This window comes from Fulvivirga maritima (assembly GCF_021389955.1).
GTDB classification, from domain to species: Bacteria; Bacteroidota; Bacteroidia; order Cytophagales; family Cyclobacteriaceae; genus Fulvivirga; species Fulvivirga maritima.
Genome location: NZ_CP089980.1, coordinates 79,979 through 95,168, shown reverse-complemented (window position 1 = coordinate 95,168; position 15,190 = coordinate 79,979). Strand labels below are relative to the sequence as shown.

At 39.0% G+C, this 15,190-nt stretch carries 16 protein-coding genes; 9 read left to right on the top strand and 7 right to left on the bottom strand.

The annotated features are described in order from the left end of the window. The first annotated feature begins 3 nt into the window (after positions 1-3). The 3 genes from LVD15_RS00495 to LVD15_RS00485 all read left to right on the top strand — a co-directional run bounded on the left by LVD15_RS00495 (position 4) and on the right by LVD15_RS00485 (position 2,841). On the top strand, positions 4-369 hold the full coding sequence (locus LVD15_RS00495) for an S-adenosylmethionine decarboxylase (protein ID WP_233778351.1): 366 nt from the start codon (positions 4-6) through the stop codon (positions 367-369). Positions 370-385: 16 nt separating this feature from the next. Next, positions 386-1,411 (top strand): potassium channel family protein, encoded by a 1,026-nt coding sequence (locus tag LVD15_RS00490; protein ID WP_233778350.1) that lies wholly within the window; start codon positions 386-388, stop codon positions 1,409-1,411. Positions 1,412-1,746: 335 nt separating this feature from the next. Then, positions 1,747-2,841, top strand: coding sequence for an ATP-binding response regulator (locus LVD15_RS00485; RefSeq protein WP_233778349.1), 1,095 nt, complete (start codon positions 1,747-1,749; stop codon positions 2,839-2,841). 87 nt (positions 2,842-2,928) lie between these two features. On the opposite strand, the gene LVD15_RS00480 is transcribed toward LVD15_RS00485, so the two are convergent. From LVD15_RS00480 to LVD15_RS26775, 6 genes are all read right to left on the bottom strand, one after another. Further along, complete coding sequence (locus LVD15_RS00480) at positions 2,929-3,678, bottom strand: glucose 1-dehydrogenase (protein WP_233778348.1); 750 nt, start codon at positions 3,676-3,678, stop codon at positions 2,929-2,931. A 296-nt stretch (positions 3,679-3,974) separates the two neighbouring features. After that, a complete protein-coding gene (locus tag LVD15_RS00475) occupies positions 3,975-5,618 on the bottom strand; it encodes a PepSY-associated TM helix domain-containing protein (protein ID WP_233778347.1) in 1,644 nt (547 codons plus the stop codon). Continuing rightward, entirely contained in the window at positions 5,615-5,923 is a 309-nt protein-coding gene (locus LVD15_RS00470; protein WP_233778346.1) for a hypothetical protein, read from the bottom strand. Before LVD15_RS00470 ends, LVD15_RS00475 begins: the two co-directional genes overlap by 4 nt. Continuing rightward, positions 5,923-6,252 carry a hypothetical protein gene (locus LVD15_RS00465; RefSeq protein ID WP_233778345.1) on the bottom strand — a complete coding sequence of 110 codons (330 nt, stop codon included), beginning with the start codon at positions 6,250-6,252 and terminating at the stop codon, positions 5,923-5,925. Before LVD15_RS00465 ends, LVD15_RS00470 begins: the two co-directional genes overlap by 1 nt. A gap of 6 nt (positions 6,253-6,258) precedes the next feature. Continuing rightward, entirely contained in the window at positions 6,259-6,990 is a 732-nt protein-coding gene (locus tag LVD15_RS00460) for a DUF4198 domain-containing protein (RefSeq protein WP_233778344.1), read from the bottom strand. Between the two features lie 61 nt (positions 6,991-7,051). Next, positions 7,052-7,186 (bottom strand): DUF4374 domain-containing protein, encoded by a 135-nt coding sequence (locus LVD15_RS26775; RefSeq protein WP_255763351.1) that lies wholly within the window; start codon positions 7,184-7,186, stop codon positions 7,052-7,054. Between the two features lie 260 nt (positions 7,187-7,446). On the opposite strand from LVD15_RS26775, the gene LVD15_RS00455 reads away from it, so the two are divergent. The 3 genes from LVD15_RS00455 (at position 7,447) to LVD15_RS00445 (ending at position 11,389) form a co-directional block, all read left to right on the top strand. Further along, positions 7,447-9,816 carry an ABC transporter permease gene (locus tag LVD15_RS00455; protein ID WP_233778343.1) on the top strand — a complete coding sequence of 790 codons (2,370 nt, stop codon included), beginning with the start codon at positions 7,447-7,449 and terminating at the stop codon, positions 9,814-9,816. A 68-nt stretch (positions 9,817-9,884) separates the two neighbouring features. Beyond that, complete coding sequence (locus tag LVD15_RS00450) at positions 9,885-10,796, top strand: AraC family transcriptional regulator (protein ID WP_233778342.1); 912 nt, start codon at positions 9,885-9,887, stop codon at positions 10,794-10,796. 29 nt (positions 10,797-10,825) lie between these two features. Beyond that, positions 10,826-11,389, top strand: a complete 564-nt coding sequence (locus LVD15_RS00445) for a pentapeptide repeat-containing protein (RefSeq protein ID WP_233778341.1) — start codon at positions 10,826-10,828, stop codon at positions 11,387-11,389. A gap of 199 nt (positions 11,390-11,588) precedes the next feature. Here LVD15_RS00445 and LVD15_RS00440 read toward each other — a convergent pair whose 3' ends face one another. Continuing rightward, complete coding sequence (locus LVD15_RS00440; protein WP_233778340.1) at positions 11,589-11,819, bottom strand: hypothetical protein; 231 nt, start codon at positions 11,817-11,819, stop codon at positions 11,589-11,591. 1,063 nt (positions 11,820-12,882) lie between these two features. On the opposite strand from LVD15_RS00440, the gene LVD15_RS00435 reads away from it, so the two are divergent. From LVD15_RS00435 to LVD15_RS00425, 3 genes are read left to right on the top strand one after another with little or no spacing between them, the layout of a single operon-like run. Further along, positions 12,883-13,626: an SDR family oxidoreductase gene (locus LVD15_RS00435; RefSeq protein ID WP_233778339.1), complete on the top strand. Its 744-nt coding sequence runs from the start codon at positions 12,883-12,885 to the stop codon at positions 13,624-13,626. A 32-nt stretch (positions 13,627-13,658) separates the two neighbouring features. Then, on the top strand, positions 13,659-13,913 hold the full coding sequence (locus LVD15_RS00430) for an Atu4866 domain-containing protein (RefSeq protein WP_233778338.1): 255 nt from the start codon (positions 13,659-13,661) through the stop codon (positions 13,911-13,913). Between the two features lie 18 nt (positions 13,914-13,931). Further along, positions 13,932-14,846, top strand: coding sequence for a helix-turn-helix domain-containing protein (locus LVD15_RS00425; protein ID WP_233778337.1), 915 nt, complete (start codon positions 13,932-13,934; stop codon positions 14,844-14,846). Positions 14,847-15,190: the final 344 nt, after the last annotated feature.

The following is a 15,190-nucleotide window of genomic DNA, read 5'->3' as shown; positions in this document are numbered from 1 at the left end:
GCTATGGAGCATATTACACCAGAACATAAATCATTAACGGCGCATATCTACAGCCTTAGGTTATGGGTAAAGACCATAGAGCCGGAATATTTGAAAATTACTTTTGATAAGTTGCTCAATAGCACTGAATTTAAAGTGCTTAACTTCTCGGAGTATTTCTTTCCGGTTCAGGGATACACGGCTATATGGCTGCTGGCAGAATCTCACCTGGCTATTCACACTTTCCCTCAAAACGGCTGGAGTTATATAGAGCTCAGCGGCTGTAACAAGGAGAAGACTAACCTGTTTAAAGAGCAGGTTCAGTTTATGGATTTTGAAATGAAATGGGAAACCCCTGAGATGACTGAGAGTTGTCCGGGGTCTTCATGATAAAAATAAGCAATAGATGAAAAAATGGAAATACTACATATTAGCATCATTAGCCTACATCGGCATTATTTGCCTGATCGGGGTGGTAGAACAACAATCGCCAGATGCTAATATTAAGAGTATTTCAGATGCCTTTTGGTATGCTATAGTTACGCTAACCACCGTGGGGTACGGAGATTTTTATCCTGTTACACCAATAGGGAAAGTGGTAGGTTTAATTGTAATTATAGGTAGTATAGGCGTATTAGGCTATGTAATAGGCGAAATCACCAGTAAATTTAATCGGTATATGGAAAAGAAAAAATATGGTTTCTGGGGTACAGACTTTGAAGGACACTATATCATCATTGGTTGGAATCCCTTTGGTCGGCAGGTGGCAGAGCAAATATTTAACTCTGGCCATAAAATCGCTTTTGTAGTTAACTCAAAAGCAGATGTAGACCTGATCAAAGATGTGTTTCCGGGAGATAATTGCTTCTGCCTGTTTGCTGATTATTATAATATGGAAGCCTATGAAAAGGTGAACATAAAAAAGACTAAAGGCGTATTTGTAAACTTTGAAGAAGATACTAAAACGCTGGTATTTGTGCTTAACCTTAAAAAGGCATATCCTAATAGTAATATTGTAGTTACCTGTATTAATCCGGAACTCAAAGATACTTTTGTGAATGCAGGCATTCGCTATGTCATCTCGCAGAGCGAAGTAGCCTCTCGCCTGGTGGCTAGCTATATATTTGAGCCTTTTGTGGCTTCTTATACTGAAGACCTTATTACAACCAGTATCTCGGGATTTGATTCTGATATTCAGCAATATAGAATTTTGAAAGATAATAAGCTGGCCGGGGCGGAGTATATGGATGCTTTTCATGAACTCAAAGAGAAGTTTAATGCAGTAGCCATTGGTATGGTGAGCCACGGACAAATCATAAAGAACCCTAACAAAGGGCAGATCATTAATGCCGGAGATTACCTTATCCTTATCTCTGATGGAAATACAAAATCTAAACTCGAGACTATTTTTGGGGTGAAGGAAGGGGAGTGATAGCTCCTCCTAAATAGTCTCATTTTTCCTTTTTCAAAGTCTAAATATAGATCATAGGGTATTCATTGGTAGTAACTCAAAATCCTGACAAAAATCATAAATTTATTTTTACCTGATTACGGCTCAAAATCAGGGTTTTAGCTTCTCTGTTTCGCGGTGGCAGTTTTGCTCATTTCATGTAATTTATTGATAATCAGTCGATTAATTTTCTTATCAGTAATTAATTTGAATTAAAATAATTTTAATTTGTATAAATACGTGTATGTACCTATGGAAATTATTTTAACAAAGAAATAGTTTTGTATATATACGCTACTACTAATTACTAATGGGTCATGGAAACTATAAATATTCTCGTAATAGAAGACTCTAAAGACGACTTCTATTTGATGGAACGGATTCTGAAAAAGAATCAGATTCCTTGCTCTCTACATTGTGTAGACACCAGGGATGAGTTCCTGGACGCCCTTCATGAATCAAATCCTAATTTGATTATTTCGGATCATGCTATGGCAAATTTTAGCAGCATGGATGCTTTGCAGATTTGCCATAAAGAACGCAGAAGTGTTCCTTTTTTAGTGGTTACTGGCACGCTGCCTGAGGAGACAGCCAAGTCACTGTTAGCACTAGGGGTGGATAACTATGTTCTTAAGAAAGATCTTGATCTCTTACCAGATGTGGTGAAACAAGCACTCAGTAAGCATAGAAGCTGGGTGAGCAGTGGAGTGAAAAACCTAACTGCAGAAGCTATGTCAATGCCTAAAATAGACACCAATTCTTTTGCATTAAAATTTACGAAATACCTGAATGAAAAAATTCAATCTATTGATGGTATGACTAATCTGATGCAGAATGAAGCGTTGTGTGCTAAGTATCGGAATTTCCAATACAGAGAAATTAAGTCGCAAACGCAGCAAATGCGTTATGTAAGCCATTGTATAAAAGAAATGGCAGAATTGAAGCTTTCTGAAGTAAACAGTGATGTTATTAACCTCAGGTTGCTTACTACTAATGTATGGTTCGAATTGCTGGAAAGTCGCTTTTTTGATGTTGTAATGGTAAATAACATTTCAGAAGATCTTACCTGGCAGGGGGATGTAAAAGTGTTGAAGGTGATATTAAGACATATTTTTAGAAATAGTATGCTTTTTAAAGATACCGCCAAAGAGCTTAACCGTATGACACTTACGGCAGTAAAACAGAATAACTACATTATTCTGGAAATCGATGATAATGGAATTGGTATTGAAAAGGATGCTATTCCTAATGTATTTGATGTTTTTTATAGTGCTGATGCAGATTACAAGACTGTAGGCATTGGTTTATACATAGTTAAGGAATTGCTGGATGAGCTAGGTGGAGAAATGCGTATTACCAGTGAACCCAAAGTAGGCACTACTATCCAGCTGTTATTACCCCAATATAGCTGATTGAGTAATCTCGCTACTATGGAGGAGTAATTGATGGGCTGTATCAAAAGGGATGATTTGAAAATTACTTTTGATACAGCCTTTTTCTTATACTTGACTCATGCCTCCATCTACATTCAGCTCTATTCCATTTATATAAGAGGCCGCATCAGAAGCCATAAAGAGCACGGTTTCAGCTATCTCATCGCAGGAGCCAAAGCGGCCCAGCGGTACCTGATCTAAAAACTGCTGTTCCATCACATCGAACTCTTCATTACTGAGCTTCATTTTACTGAATATGGCCGTGGTTACTGGTCCTGGAGCTATGCTCATGGTTCTGATGTTTTTAGCTGCCAGCTCATTGGCCAGGACTCTACTTAGAGAGCGTAAGGCGGCTTTGGTGGCGGCATATACACTAGTGCCTACATATCCCTTACCGCCGGCTACAGAAGTATTGCTAATAATGGTGCCGCCATCATTCATGTAAGGCAAGGCTTCTTTTATGGTGAAAAATGGCCCTTTTACATTCGTGTTAAAATGTTCATCAAAGTGCTCTTCAGAAATATGGCTGATGGGTAAGAACTTGGCTATTCCTGCATTTAAGAAGAGAATATCGATCTTGCCAAATGCTTCTACAGTCTGCTTTATGGCCTCTTTATTGGCAGAAATGCTGGAGGCATCTGCTAAAATAGAAATAGCATTCTCTCCGATAAGTGCCATGGCTTCATCTAATGCTACCTGCCGCCGACCAGTAATGGCCACCTTAGCTCCTTGTTGTACAAAAAGCCTGGCCGTGGCCAGACCTATTCCGCTATTTCCTCCGGTTATTAAAGCTACTTTTCCGTCTAATCTATTCATAGTCAGTCATTATGGTGAAGCTTCAAGGTGGGAGAATAATTGATCTCTTAAAAACGGAAATTTATCTGTTTATTAATCATGATAGATTTATAGGAATATTTACTCAAAATATTGTCAATCAGTCTGTTGGATTGGTTTTGAGTGCTTTAGAAGCAACTATGGAGAAATGAGAGCTAAGACTTATGAAAAGAATGAATCATAATTATCAAAATAAGCCTTTTATATGTACAGGAGGGAGGGGTTAATTTCCTCTCTCAGGTAACTCTGCAGGAACCTGAGAGAGGAGAGATTTCTTGCTAAACAGCTTTTGCTTTCACTTTAGGCTTAAACTGTTTTTTAGGTTTTGTCTTTTTTGTAGTGCTTTCTGTTGAGGTTACTGTTTTCTTTTTGCCAGGCTTTAATTTAAAACAGATGATAAGGGTCACTATTGAAGTGGTCAACCAAAAGGCATCTACCACAAATATTTGTATTTGCTGTTCATTAAAGGTAGTCCATAACCAATCGCCAGTAACTATGCCGTTGGCTATCGGTACCATAAAACCTAAAATGCTACCAGAGATCAGGCACCATTTGTTAGTGAAATAGTTATTCTTTTTGATAGAAAACAAAATGGATAGCACCAACCAACTCAGGAAGTATACTTTGTAAAGAAAAACGTGCGGAGCGGGATCATTTACATCTTTAAATAACTTTACAGCCAAAAAGCTTATCACTGTAACCGGATACATGCTCAGTGAAATAGCCATAAAAATACTGGCTACCCATTCATTTGCTTTTCTTTTAAATGGGGTGTTACTCTTTTTATCGCGAGCTTCAACCCATATGAGTACTCCGGAAAGAATAACGAAGCAGCTAATAATACCGAAGCAGAAATAAATGATTTTGAGTGCGTAGCCACCAAAATTCCCATAATGCAGCTTTATCAGGAAATCCTGAACACTGGCTATATAAGGAGTTTCTCCATAAGGAGTTCTTTTGAAGGTGATTTCACCGCTGTTCGCTTTAAAGGCTACTTGTCCCAATCCTGAAAACTGCTTTTTATTAACTGGTTTCACGTCTACGGCCACTTGCATATTTGCATCGCCATAGTTTTGAATCAGCACTTTATCAGCATACACGCCTTCCCACTGGCTTTCTGCCTGTGCTACCAGGGCATTAATAGAGCCTGTGTAGGCAGTAGGTGTATTGGTGAACGGTAATGCTTCTACATCAGTAGATAAGTCTTCAAACATTTGCTGCCTGTCGCCATCATAAAAAAAGGAGGTGGCGGAGCTAAGCATAATAGTGGAACCAATAATGAGTGTGGCTCCGGTAACGGCATATATAAATTGAAAAGGAAGGCCTATTAATCCTAATGCGGTATGCGCATCCGTCCATACTGTCTTTAGCTTAGCCCAGGGTCTGAAAAGGTAGAAGTTGCTAATAATTTTTTTCCAGTGTACGATAACACCAGTTATAATGGCGAACAGAAAGAAGAAGGAGACAAACCCAGCCAGTGTGTAACCATAGGGGTAGGGGAGCTGAGCGAAGAAATGTAGTCTATAGATGAATTCTCCCAGAGTAATGTCCTGAAAGTAGTTATAGCTCTTTTGTGTTGCCGGATCTTGATAGAAAAAGGCCCTGCCTTGAGCTGCTTCTGCAGCAGTGGTATCTTTTGATGGCGTAATTGATACCATTACTCTGCGTTCCTGATGGATCTGCCTAAGCGTAATATCTCTACCATACAGCGGGTTAGAGTTGGCAACGGAATCCAGCATGGTATCAAAATCCACATCCATTTGAGTGTTATTCACTATGGGCTGTTGTCGCTCCCAGTTTACAATATCATCTCTGAAAAAGCTGATAGAACCGGCGAAGAAAATAACAAAAAGGGCTACACTGATTACCAGTCCGCTTACGGTATGGGTATGAAAAAGGACGTTATATATGCGGTTACTCATAAGGCAGATAATAGTTCAGGTGAAGGCTTTAAAAAATAGAATAAGGCTCCCAGTACAATAATGGCTGCCAGATATATGGCCCATGCCTTCCAGCCATTTTTAAAGAGAAAAGGCAGGATCATAAGTACGCACCATACTATGAAACCTGCAAATTTTAAGGTCATAAAAACAGCAGCATGATCCACTATTAAAGCGAATAATAGAAATAAAATGCTGGTGATTAAAAATCCTCCAATAAAGCCAGCGGTGATTTTAGCGAACCGCTGGTGAAAAGAAGGATTGAGGTATTTCTTATTGGCTGGCATTAAAAGGTAGTTTCAAAAATTAAGGCTAAAACGAAAAAAATGCTGATGCTCCAGCGGTTAAGATAGCCCAAAGGCCCCAGAATTATGCTTAGGCTGGCTATTACCGTGAGGGTAATCAGGTAAGTAAATATACCAGAGGTAACACCGAAGGAGAACAGGCAGAAGACAAAACCTAATACCAGACCGAATAGCCCTATAATGTAGCTCTGTTCTTTATGGCCTCGTATCCATTTCTCAAAGCCATTGGGTTTTGCCAGCTCTGCACGGTTAGATTTTTGGTAAAAGCACCAAAAACCAATGAAAGTTAATATTATGCTTAATGTAATCATATTGCCTTATAAAGCGATACAGTAAGTGGCGCAATGCCAGATGAATTCAAAATCTTTTCCTTTGTAAGTGCCAGGAGTTTCTTCTTTTTTAGTGGTCTCTACAGTGTATTTGGTAGCCCAAGGAAGTTTAAAAGTTACTATTCCTTCTTCATTAGTAGTGAGTTTTTTGCTCCATAGGTCAGCTATATAAATATCTACTTCCTGTTTGTTAAGAGGCTCACCTTTGTATAATACCTGAAGTGAAACTTCGGCGTTTTCTTTTGCTTTTTCAGTGCTGAGGTTGACTATAGCCAGGCCGGTATCATTAGTAGAAGCTGAGCTTTTTACCTCGCCACCTACTATTACCTTAGCGGTAGAGTGATAATGTGTTCTGAAAATACCAAAGTCATATTTAGTATAATCTATCACATCAATTTCTTTGTTGTTTAGCACTACTGTGTAAACGCCATTTTCATCAGGAGTGAAAGAGCCTATAAAAGCATCTTCTTTGGCACTGGTTTTTATAGCTTGCTTTTTGCCTGAAGGGGCTACTACCCATAGTTCGAAATTTTTGACACCAGCGAAGTTTTCTCCGTTAGGGTCTTCAATAAGTCCATAAGTATACTCGCCAAAATGAACTTTCACTTCTTGTTTTTGGCCTTTTATGCCAGTTTCATTGGTTTCTACCCATAAATAATGGGCACAGGCAGATTGAGAAGTGATAAGTAATAGTAAAAGGATTAGTTTGTGTGCTTTCATTATAAAATATTAAAACAACCTGCGAAATTAATCACAGGTTGTGATAGTTGCTATAGATAAATTATGGTCTAAGGTCAAAGAGTCCGAATACAGCTGCAGCAGATGTGATTTCAGCACCTCTGGTAGCAGTGTAGGTTTCAGGATTTACTTCGTAGATAAATATGCCTTCTTCATTAGCTATTTTTATATAAACCATACCATTATTTAAACTTATTCTAAACAATGACAAATGTATGGTGGATGAAAGACAAGAGCAACTATTTAGACTAATTTTAAATAAAACCGCAATCTTTATATATCAATATTTTGATTCTCATAATAGGGTAAAAGGATGTTCGTGCTGATCAGCATGCAACCTTTTGTTTTGGGCTTGGTCTTTTGGACGATTTAAGATTTTTTGAATGTTGGACTGTCACCATTTCGGAAATCTTGAGTATACCTTAAAAATCAATTACCATGCTCAAAAACTACTTACTAGTAACTATTCGCAACCTGTTAAAAAATCGTGTTTATTCATTCATCAACATTACAGGTCTGGCTATAGGTATTGCCTGCAGTATCCTTATTTTACTCTGGGTAAAACATGAAACTTCTTTCGATAAGTTTATTCCTAAGCATGATAGGCTATATCAGGTTTGGGCTAATGCCGAATTTGATGGTAAAATGAATAGTTGGAGGTCGGTGCCGCTGCCCACTTATGAGGCCGTTAAAAACCGACAGGCCAATATTGTAAACTCTGCAGTTACAGGCTGGGGGAGTACCCACTTGCTGAGCTGGAAAGACACCCGTTTTAATAAGGATGGATACGCTGTGAGTGAGGAGTTTCTGGATATGTTTGAGTTTCCACTTATAAAAGGTGATGCTTCTACCGTGCTTGATGAGCCTTATTCTATAGTAATAACAGAGTCTTTGGCTCAGTCATTATTTGGCGATGAGGAGGCTATGGGACAGCTCGTTCGAATTGATGATGAACATGAATTAAAAGTTACCGGAATTCTTAAAGACATCCCGGATAACTCTTCCTTTGAATTTGAATACCTATATCCCTGGAAGTTTAAGGCCATGATACAACCCTGGGTGGGAAACAATGAAGACAATTGGGGAAATTACTCGTTTCAGATTTTTGTGGAGCTAGATGATCCTGCGCATGAGTTGGCTGCAAATGAAGCGGTAGCTCCATTGCTAACAGAAAATGGACAGGATGATATGCCCCGATCATTCTTTTTACACCCTATGGATGATTGGCGCCTCAACTCTAATTTTGAAAACGGTGTGGCTAAAGGCGGCATGAACGATTATGTGAAGCTTTTTACCATAATAGCCGTTTTTATTGTTTTAATAGCCTGTATTAATTTCATGAACCTGGCCACCGCACGTTCTGAGCGCAGAGCTAAGGAAGTGGGGGTGAGAAAAAGCGTAGGCTCTGGCAGAGTGGAGCTGGTACTTCAGTTTATTGGCGAATCTATATTTATCACCTTGATTTCATATGTGCTGGCCATTTTACTCGCTCAGCTGATACTTCCTTTGTACAATCAGCTGGTAGAAAAGCAATTGTTTATTGAATATCTCTCTGCTGAATTTTGGATGGTTACCGTGGCATTTATTTTACTAGTAGGAGTAGTGGCAGGCAGTTATCCTGCATTTTACCTTTCTTCTTTCCAGCCTGTAAAAGTGCTCAAAGGAAAAGTGAAGGTCGGTAAAAATGGTAGTATACCCAGGAAAGTATTGGTGACGCTGCAGTTCGGTTTTGCTATTTTGCTGATTATAGGCACCGCTGTTATTTATAAACAGATACAATTGGTGCAGAGTCGTGACTTGGGGTATGATCAGGAGAATTTACTATCCATACCTATGAATAATGAGATGATTAAAAACTTTAGGCCTTTGAAATTGGAATTACTAAGTTCTGGGGTGGTAGAGTCGGTAACCAAGTCCAATAGCTCCATTACATCTATTAATTCTAACAACTTTATGAGCTGGCCCGGAAAGCCAGAGGATTTAAAAGTGATTTTTACCACCATTGCGGCTGGGTATGATTATACCAAAACCATGGGGATAGAAGTGCTTGAAGGGCGGGATTTTTCTGAAGATTTTAAAAGTGATTCATCGGCAATAGTAATTAATAAAGCAGCATTAGATCTCATGGAACTGGAAGAACCTATCGGCACTCAGCTGGATCTTTGGGGTGATAAACGAAACTTGATAGGCGTGGTAGATAACACCTTGATGGGCTCTCCTTACGCCCCAATAAAGCCGATGTTTATTATTATAGATCAGGACTGGAGTAATAATTTGGTTACCGTAAGGCTGAGCAAAACAGATGACATAAAGGCCGCTGTAGCTCAGGTGCAGGGTGTGTTTGAGAAACATAACCCTGCCTATCCGTTCGAATATCGGTTTGTAGATGAAGACTTTGCTAAGAAATTCACCACTATTAATCTTACCAGTCGGTTAGCTGGCATATTTGCTATTCTGGCCATTATTATAACTGGTTTAGGACTGTTTGGCCTGGCAAGCTTCACAGCTGAGCAACGCACTAAAGAAATAGGCATAAGAAAAGTGCTTGGGGCTTCGGTAGGCAGTTTGGTGGCACTTATTTCAAGTGAATTTTCCAGGTTGGTAATTATTTCATTTATAATTTCGGCTCCGCTGGCCTGGTGGCTTCTTAACTCATACTTAGACCGATACCCTATTCGTACCAATATCGACTGGTGGGTATTTCCGCTTACAGGCTTTATAGCCCTTTCTTTTGCCGTTATCATTGTGGCTAATCAGGCCTGGGGAGCCGCCCGGTCTAATCCGGTGAAGTCGTTGAGGAGTGAATAGGCTAACAAAGAATTTAGTTTCAAGGGAGACCGTTTGTCTCCCTTGAAACTAAATTATAATTTAAAGGCGTGAAGCAGCATGATCAGATAAATCAGTACCTTTCGCGCCTTTCAAAAGCCCTCCAGTTTATTGATGATCATTTATCAGCATCACTGACGCTTGATGAGGTGGCCGCCCAGGCATACTATTCTCCTTTTCATTTCCACCGCATATTCAAAGCACTCATCCAGGAGCCTTTTTTGATCTATGTAAAGCGACGCCGAATGGAGAAAGCTGCCGCTCTACTCATGCGATCTCATACTTCTATCACGGATATTGCTTATGAGGTGGGCTTTGCTGATAATGCTGCCTTTTCTAAGGCTTTTAAAAAACATTATGGTGCGAGTCCCTCCCAGTTTAGAGAGGCCAGTCCGGATAGATATGCCAAAATAGATCATAGCAAGATCGGACAAGAGCCACTTTCTTTTGAAGCTTACCTTTACCGTATGGAAGAACAATTAGAATGGTTTATTAATGCGGCCGACATACGGCTGCTGGATAGAGAAAAAGAGCTATTGGCTTATGTTAGTCATATTGGTGATTGTAATAATATAGGCGATAGTTTTAGCAAGCTTTTATCATGGGCAGATAAACGAAACGTGCTGGATTTTCCCAGCACTAAACTGATGCTGATATATCATGATAGTTTGAAAATTACTCCTGCAGAAAATGCCCGGTTTAGTGCGGCTATTACTTTGAATGAGGAAATAGAACAGGAAGGAGAGGTGCTCAAAATGGATTTTGATGGCGGGAAATGCATGGTAGCTAAGTTGGAGCTGGTAGTAGATGAATTGGAAAAAGCCTGGACCAGCATGTTTATGTGGCTTAATGCCAATGACTATCAGGTGGCAGAAAGACCGTGTTTTGAAATTTATCATAGTAACTGGCAGGAGCATCCGGAGCGAAAATGCTTGCTGGAGCTATGTGTTTTTGTGAAGTAAGCATAATATACAATAAGTAATAGATATAAATGAATACCATTCAAGAGGAGAGTTTTAATAAGGAAGATTTTACTGCAGGCCTTGAAGCCATAGAATATGAAGAGTGTAGTTTCCATCAGTGTTCATTTGCAGGAGCTGATCTGAGTAGAATTACCTTTGTAGATTGTGAATTTGACGGTTGTGACCTGAGCAACATAAAAATTACTGATAGTGCCATGCGCGAAGTGCGGTTTAAAAACTGCAAGCTTATAGGAGCACACTTTGATGAGTGTAATGACTTCCTTTTTGAAGTGGCCTTTGAAGATTGTATTTTAAATTTCTCCTCTTTTTATAAAAAGTCCCTGAAGAAAACCCGGCTGATACGCTGTTCTATGTACGAGGTAGACCTGGTAGAAGCAGACATGTCAGAAAGCCTTTTTTATGAATGTGACTTCGCCGGAGCCACTTTTGACAGAACTAACCTGGAAAAGGCCGACTTAAGCACCTCCTTCAATTTTTTGATAGACCCCGAAAATAACAGACTGAAAAAAGCACAATTCTCTCAATCAGAACTAGCCGGACTGCTATTTAAATATGGGATTGTGGTGAAGTGATATATTAGGTTATTGATATTAAAGGGAGGAGTACAATTATTTGAAAAATCAATAATGTGAAATAGAGTGTGAAACTTGTCCCCTTCTTTTGAGAGATTGCCTTAAACTGCAAACCTAATTTGGTTTTTGGTGGACATGAAACTGAAACCCTAAACTGTTCCAAGATTTATAAAACCTGGCGCAAGTGTCCACTTGTGCCTTATTCGGGCATATGAGAATGTGGTCTGGTTATTACATACCATAAAGAACCAAGAATAATAGCTAATACATCTAAAACGTCTGCCACGAATCGATCTGACAGATAAGGAAATAATGCCTCGGATACGATTGCTAAAAAAGCAGTGGTAATAATGATGTCAATGGTATGCATATATTGATCGAAAAACCAATATCGTTCTGCCGCCAGTAGGTGTAGGGCGAGTGCACTCATGCAAAATGGATCCACGTAATAATCAATGAAGGGGACGCTAATTTTAAAAATGCCCTCGAGCAACTGATGACTTAAAAAGATTACAAGTGGCACCAAAAAGCTATAATGGAGAAATCTCTTGATCATAATGCTATTAAAAAGGCCACAATAAGAGAAAATAAAAGGACAGGGCTTAGGGCAATGAGAAGGAAAATACCCACAATATGTAGGAGCACTTTCCCTGTTTTAGTTAAGAAACTATCTCCTGGCTTCCAAGTGGTTAATTCACGAAAGGACTGAAAGAATCCTTTTGCAGCATTTTTTACAGATGAGGTGTTTGATTCGACTTGGCTCATTAGTTTTTACTTTAAAGTATTTTTTACATTAAATTTTGCTGCAAACTTCAGTCCTATGAGGGCTGTCTGAGTTTTATTTTGTGGCAAGTGTCCGTTTGTGCTTCGTTCCCGCCATGCTCTGCATGGTGTTTTGTTGGAATAAGATAAGTTAATGGCTAAGGCTACACTACACAGGCAGTATTTCATGAATACGTGTTTCTACATAAAGAAAAGAATTTGAGCGGATGCTCAAGCAATATATGGATCGTAGCACCTGCTATGATTCAGTTGTGAAAAGCAGGTCACACACACTAATTAGCAAATAAAAGCCGTCATTCCTGAATCATGGAGCATAGCGCAATGATATAAGGAATCTCACTGTTCGGTTAGTGTTATCAGAACAGCGAGACCCCGGCTCTTCACTTCGTTGCGGCCGGGATGACGTGATAGAGTTATGACTAATCACTTCTTTGGTAATAAAACTTTTTATCAGAAACTAACTCAAAAAATCCGGAGTCATGTACTAAAGGAGACATCCATATACTTAATTAGCATAGGCTTTTCAAATATATGGTTGCTTTTAGAAGCTGTAGCCTTGCGACTGTTTATATTTCGAAATTCGTTTCCTTAAAGTCCCGTAATTTACTGTCATTCACGATTTGGATACATCCAACACGGATTGAGCGACTCTTTTGATTCTACCTTCCCTCACTTTTGCATTATCATTTTTAACAAAAAATCAATAAAAGATGGAAAATGTAAAAGGTAAAGTAGTAGCTATTACAGGAGCTAGCAGTGGTATAGGTGAGGCAATTGCCAGGCATTTAGCTTCCTTAGGGGCTAAAGTGGTATTAGGAGCAAGAAGAACTGCAAAGCTGGAGGTAATTGCTAATTCGATCCTGGAAAATGGCGGGGAGGCAGTTTATACTAGTTTGGATGTGACTCAACCCGATAATGTAAAGGCATTTGTAGAATATGCTATTGACAAGTACGACACGTTAGATGTATTTGTTAACAATGCCGGACTTATGCCCTTATCTATGATCAATAATTACAAAATAGCAGAATGGCACCAGATGATAGATGTAAATGTAAAAGGTGTCTTGCATGGTATTGCAGCGGCACTTCCTGTATTTGAATCAAAAGACAGTGGGCAGTTTGTCAATATCACTTCTGTAGGTGATCGATGGGTAGGGCCTACTTCTACAGTTTATAGTGCTACTAAGTTTGCGGTAAGAGCCATTTCAGATGGTCTTAGGCAAGAAGTTAGTAGAAATATACGTGTGGCTTTAGTGGCACCGGGAGCTACAGAATCAGAGCTACCCAATACGATATCAGATCCGGAATTAAAGAAAATGGCGATTGAATCGTTCCGAAAAGATACTATTCCAGGTTTGGCCATAGCTAAAGCCGTTGCCTTTGCCATAGCTCAACCCACTGATGTAGATGTAAATGAATTGGTGGTGAGACCTACGGCTCAAAAAGCATATTAAGTTGAAGCTTGATTTCAAGAAAATTAAAGTCAATGGAAAAAACAATAGAAGAAACCAAGGAGTATTTAGGTATGTGGGTAACTGAAGATGGGCATATTCGTCATGAACTGTTGCAAACAATGAGATACGATGAAGCTCGTGGCTCTAGAAAAAGTGCTTATCAGGGAAGTTATAGAGTAACGGGGAATCACATCGATTATAAAGATGACACTGGCTTTACTGCTGATGGCGAGTTTAAAAATGGAATATTATACCATGGAGGTATGATCTTCTACAAAGAGCTTTAAATTTATGAATTAGTATTTATGGAAAAGGCATTTCGTTTCAACTCAATATCTGAATTTCATCATTTCTGTAACCTGCCAGCGGCTGAGCATCCATTAATTAGTCTAATAGATTATAGTAAGGTGAAATACCCTGTTAATGATCATGAACTACAGTGGATACAAAGTTTTTACTCAATAGGGTTGAAGCGAAATGTTAATGCCAAATTCAATTACGGGCAGCAATCTTATGATTTTGATGCTGGGGTGCTCACTTTTGTATCACCATTGCAGTTTCTCAAAATTGAGATGAACCCTAAAGTGAAGGTTGAGCCATCCGGATGGTTGTTACTTATTCACCCTGATTTTCTCTTCGGTACTGTTTTGGCTAAGAAAATAAAGTCATATGATTTCTTTCAATATGCCGCTTATGAGGCACTGTTCCTCTCTGAGAAGGAGGAGGCAGTTATTGTAGAGATTCTTAAGAATATAGAACGGGAATATCAATCTAATATAGATCGTTTTAGTCAGGAGCTGATTGTGGCACAATTGGAAATGTTGCTGATCTATTCTGAGCGATTTTATGAACGCCAATTTATAACTCGTAAGAAAAAAAATGTGGAGTTAGTCGCCAGGTTTGAACAGGTGTTGTCTGGTTACTTTGATAAAGATATATCAGTACAAAATGGTATTCCTTCTGTTAACATGATTGCCTCAGAACTTAATATCTCAGCTAATTATCTGGGTAGTGTTTTAAGAATGTATACCAAACAGAATACGCAGCAGCATATACAAAATAAAATTATAGAGAAGGCCAAAGAAAAACTTACCGTTACTAATCTGACTGTGAGTGAGATTGCTTACGAGCTAGGCTTTGAGCGTCCTCAATCATTCAGTAAATTATTTAAGAAAAATACTAACCAAACCCCTCTGGAGTTTAGAAAATCATTTAATTAGTTCAGTTGCCATGAGTACTCATTGAACTGCCACTAAGGACTTGAGAAAAGCCTGCTTTTCAATCCCTTTTACCTCACCACGGTACTGCAAGATCGTAACTGACCAAAGAAAACTGGTTATTGCGAACTTAATGAAGTGTAGTGAAGCAATCTCGAACTTGCTTCTGCTGTCCAGAGCAGTCTGATTTCCATAATATCAAAATTACTTCTTCATATCATCTTCATGATTACCAGGTGGGGTAGGTTATCATTGCTAAGATTGACCTAGTTTTTCTAACATGGAGTAAAGTCACATTAAAGCACTTGAAATATCTCCCTACTTTTAATACTGAAGATTTCAAGTAC

What these genes read in the sequence shown, in the direction of transcription:
- LVD15_RS00495 (WP_233778351.1), top strand. Translation starts at nt 4, where the DNA reads ATGGAGCATATTACACCAGAACATAAATCATTAACGGCGCATATCTAC.
- LVD15_RS00490 (WP_233778350.1), top strand. Translation starts at nt 386, where the DNA reads ATGAAAAAATGGAAATACTACATATTAGCATCATTAGCCTACATCGGC.
- LVD15_RS00485 (WP_233778349.1), top strand. Translation starts at nt 1,747, where the DNA reads ATGGAAACTATAAATATTCTCGTAATAGAAGACTCTAAAGACGACTTC.
- LVD15_RS00480 (WP_233778348.1), bottom strand. Translation starts at nt 3,678, where the DNA reads ATGAATAGATTAGACGGAAAAGTAGCTTTAATAACCGGAGGAAATAGC.
- LVD15_RS00475 (WP_233778347.1), bottom strand. Translation starts at nt 5,618, where the DNA reads ATGAGTAACCGCATATATAACGTCCTTTTTCATACCCATACCGTAAGC.
- LVD15_RS00470 (WP_233778346.1), bottom strand. Translation starts at nt 5,923, where the DNA reads ATGCCAGCCAATAAGAAATACCTCAATCCTTCTTTTCACCAGCGGTTC.
- LVD15_RS00465 (WP_233778345.1), bottom strand. Translation starts at nt 6,252, where the DNA reads ATGATTACATTAAGCATAATATTAACTTTCATTGGTTTTTGGTGCTTT.
- LVD15_RS00460 (WP_233778344.1), bottom strand. Translation starts at nt 6,990, where the DNA reads ATGAAAGCACACAAACTAATCCTTTTACTATTACTTATCACTTCTCAA.
- LVD15_RS26775 (WP_255763351.1), bottom strand. Translation starts at nt 7,186, where the DNA reads ATGGTTTATATAAAAATAGCTAATGAAGAAGGCATATTTATCTACGAA.
- LVD15_RS00455 (WP_233778343.1), top strand. Translation starts at nt 7,447, where the DNA reads ATGCTCAAAAACTACTTACTAGTAACTATTCGCAACCTGTTAAAAAAT.
- LVD15_RS00445 (WP_233778341.1), top strand. Translation starts at nt 10,826, where the DNA reads ATGAATACCATTCAAGAGGAGAGTTTTAATAAGGAAGATTTTACTGCA.
- LVD15_RS00440 (WP_233778340.1), bottom strand. Translation starts at nt 11,819, where the DNA reads ATGAGTGCACTCGCCCTACACCTACTGGCGGCAGAACGATATTGGTTT.
- LVD15_RS00435 (WP_233778339.1), top strand. Translation starts at nt 12,883, where the DNA reads ATGGAAAATGTAAAAGGTAAAGTAGTAGCTATTACAGGAGCTAGCAGT.
- LVD15_RS00430 (WP_233778338.1), top strand. Translation starts at nt 13,659, where the DNA reads ATGGAAAAAACAATAGAAGAAACCAAGGAGTATTTAGGTATGTGGGTA.
- LVD15_RS00425 (WP_233778337.1), top strand. Translation starts at nt 13,932, where the DNA reads ATGGAAAAGGCATTTCGTTTCAACTCAATATCTGAATTTCATCATTTC.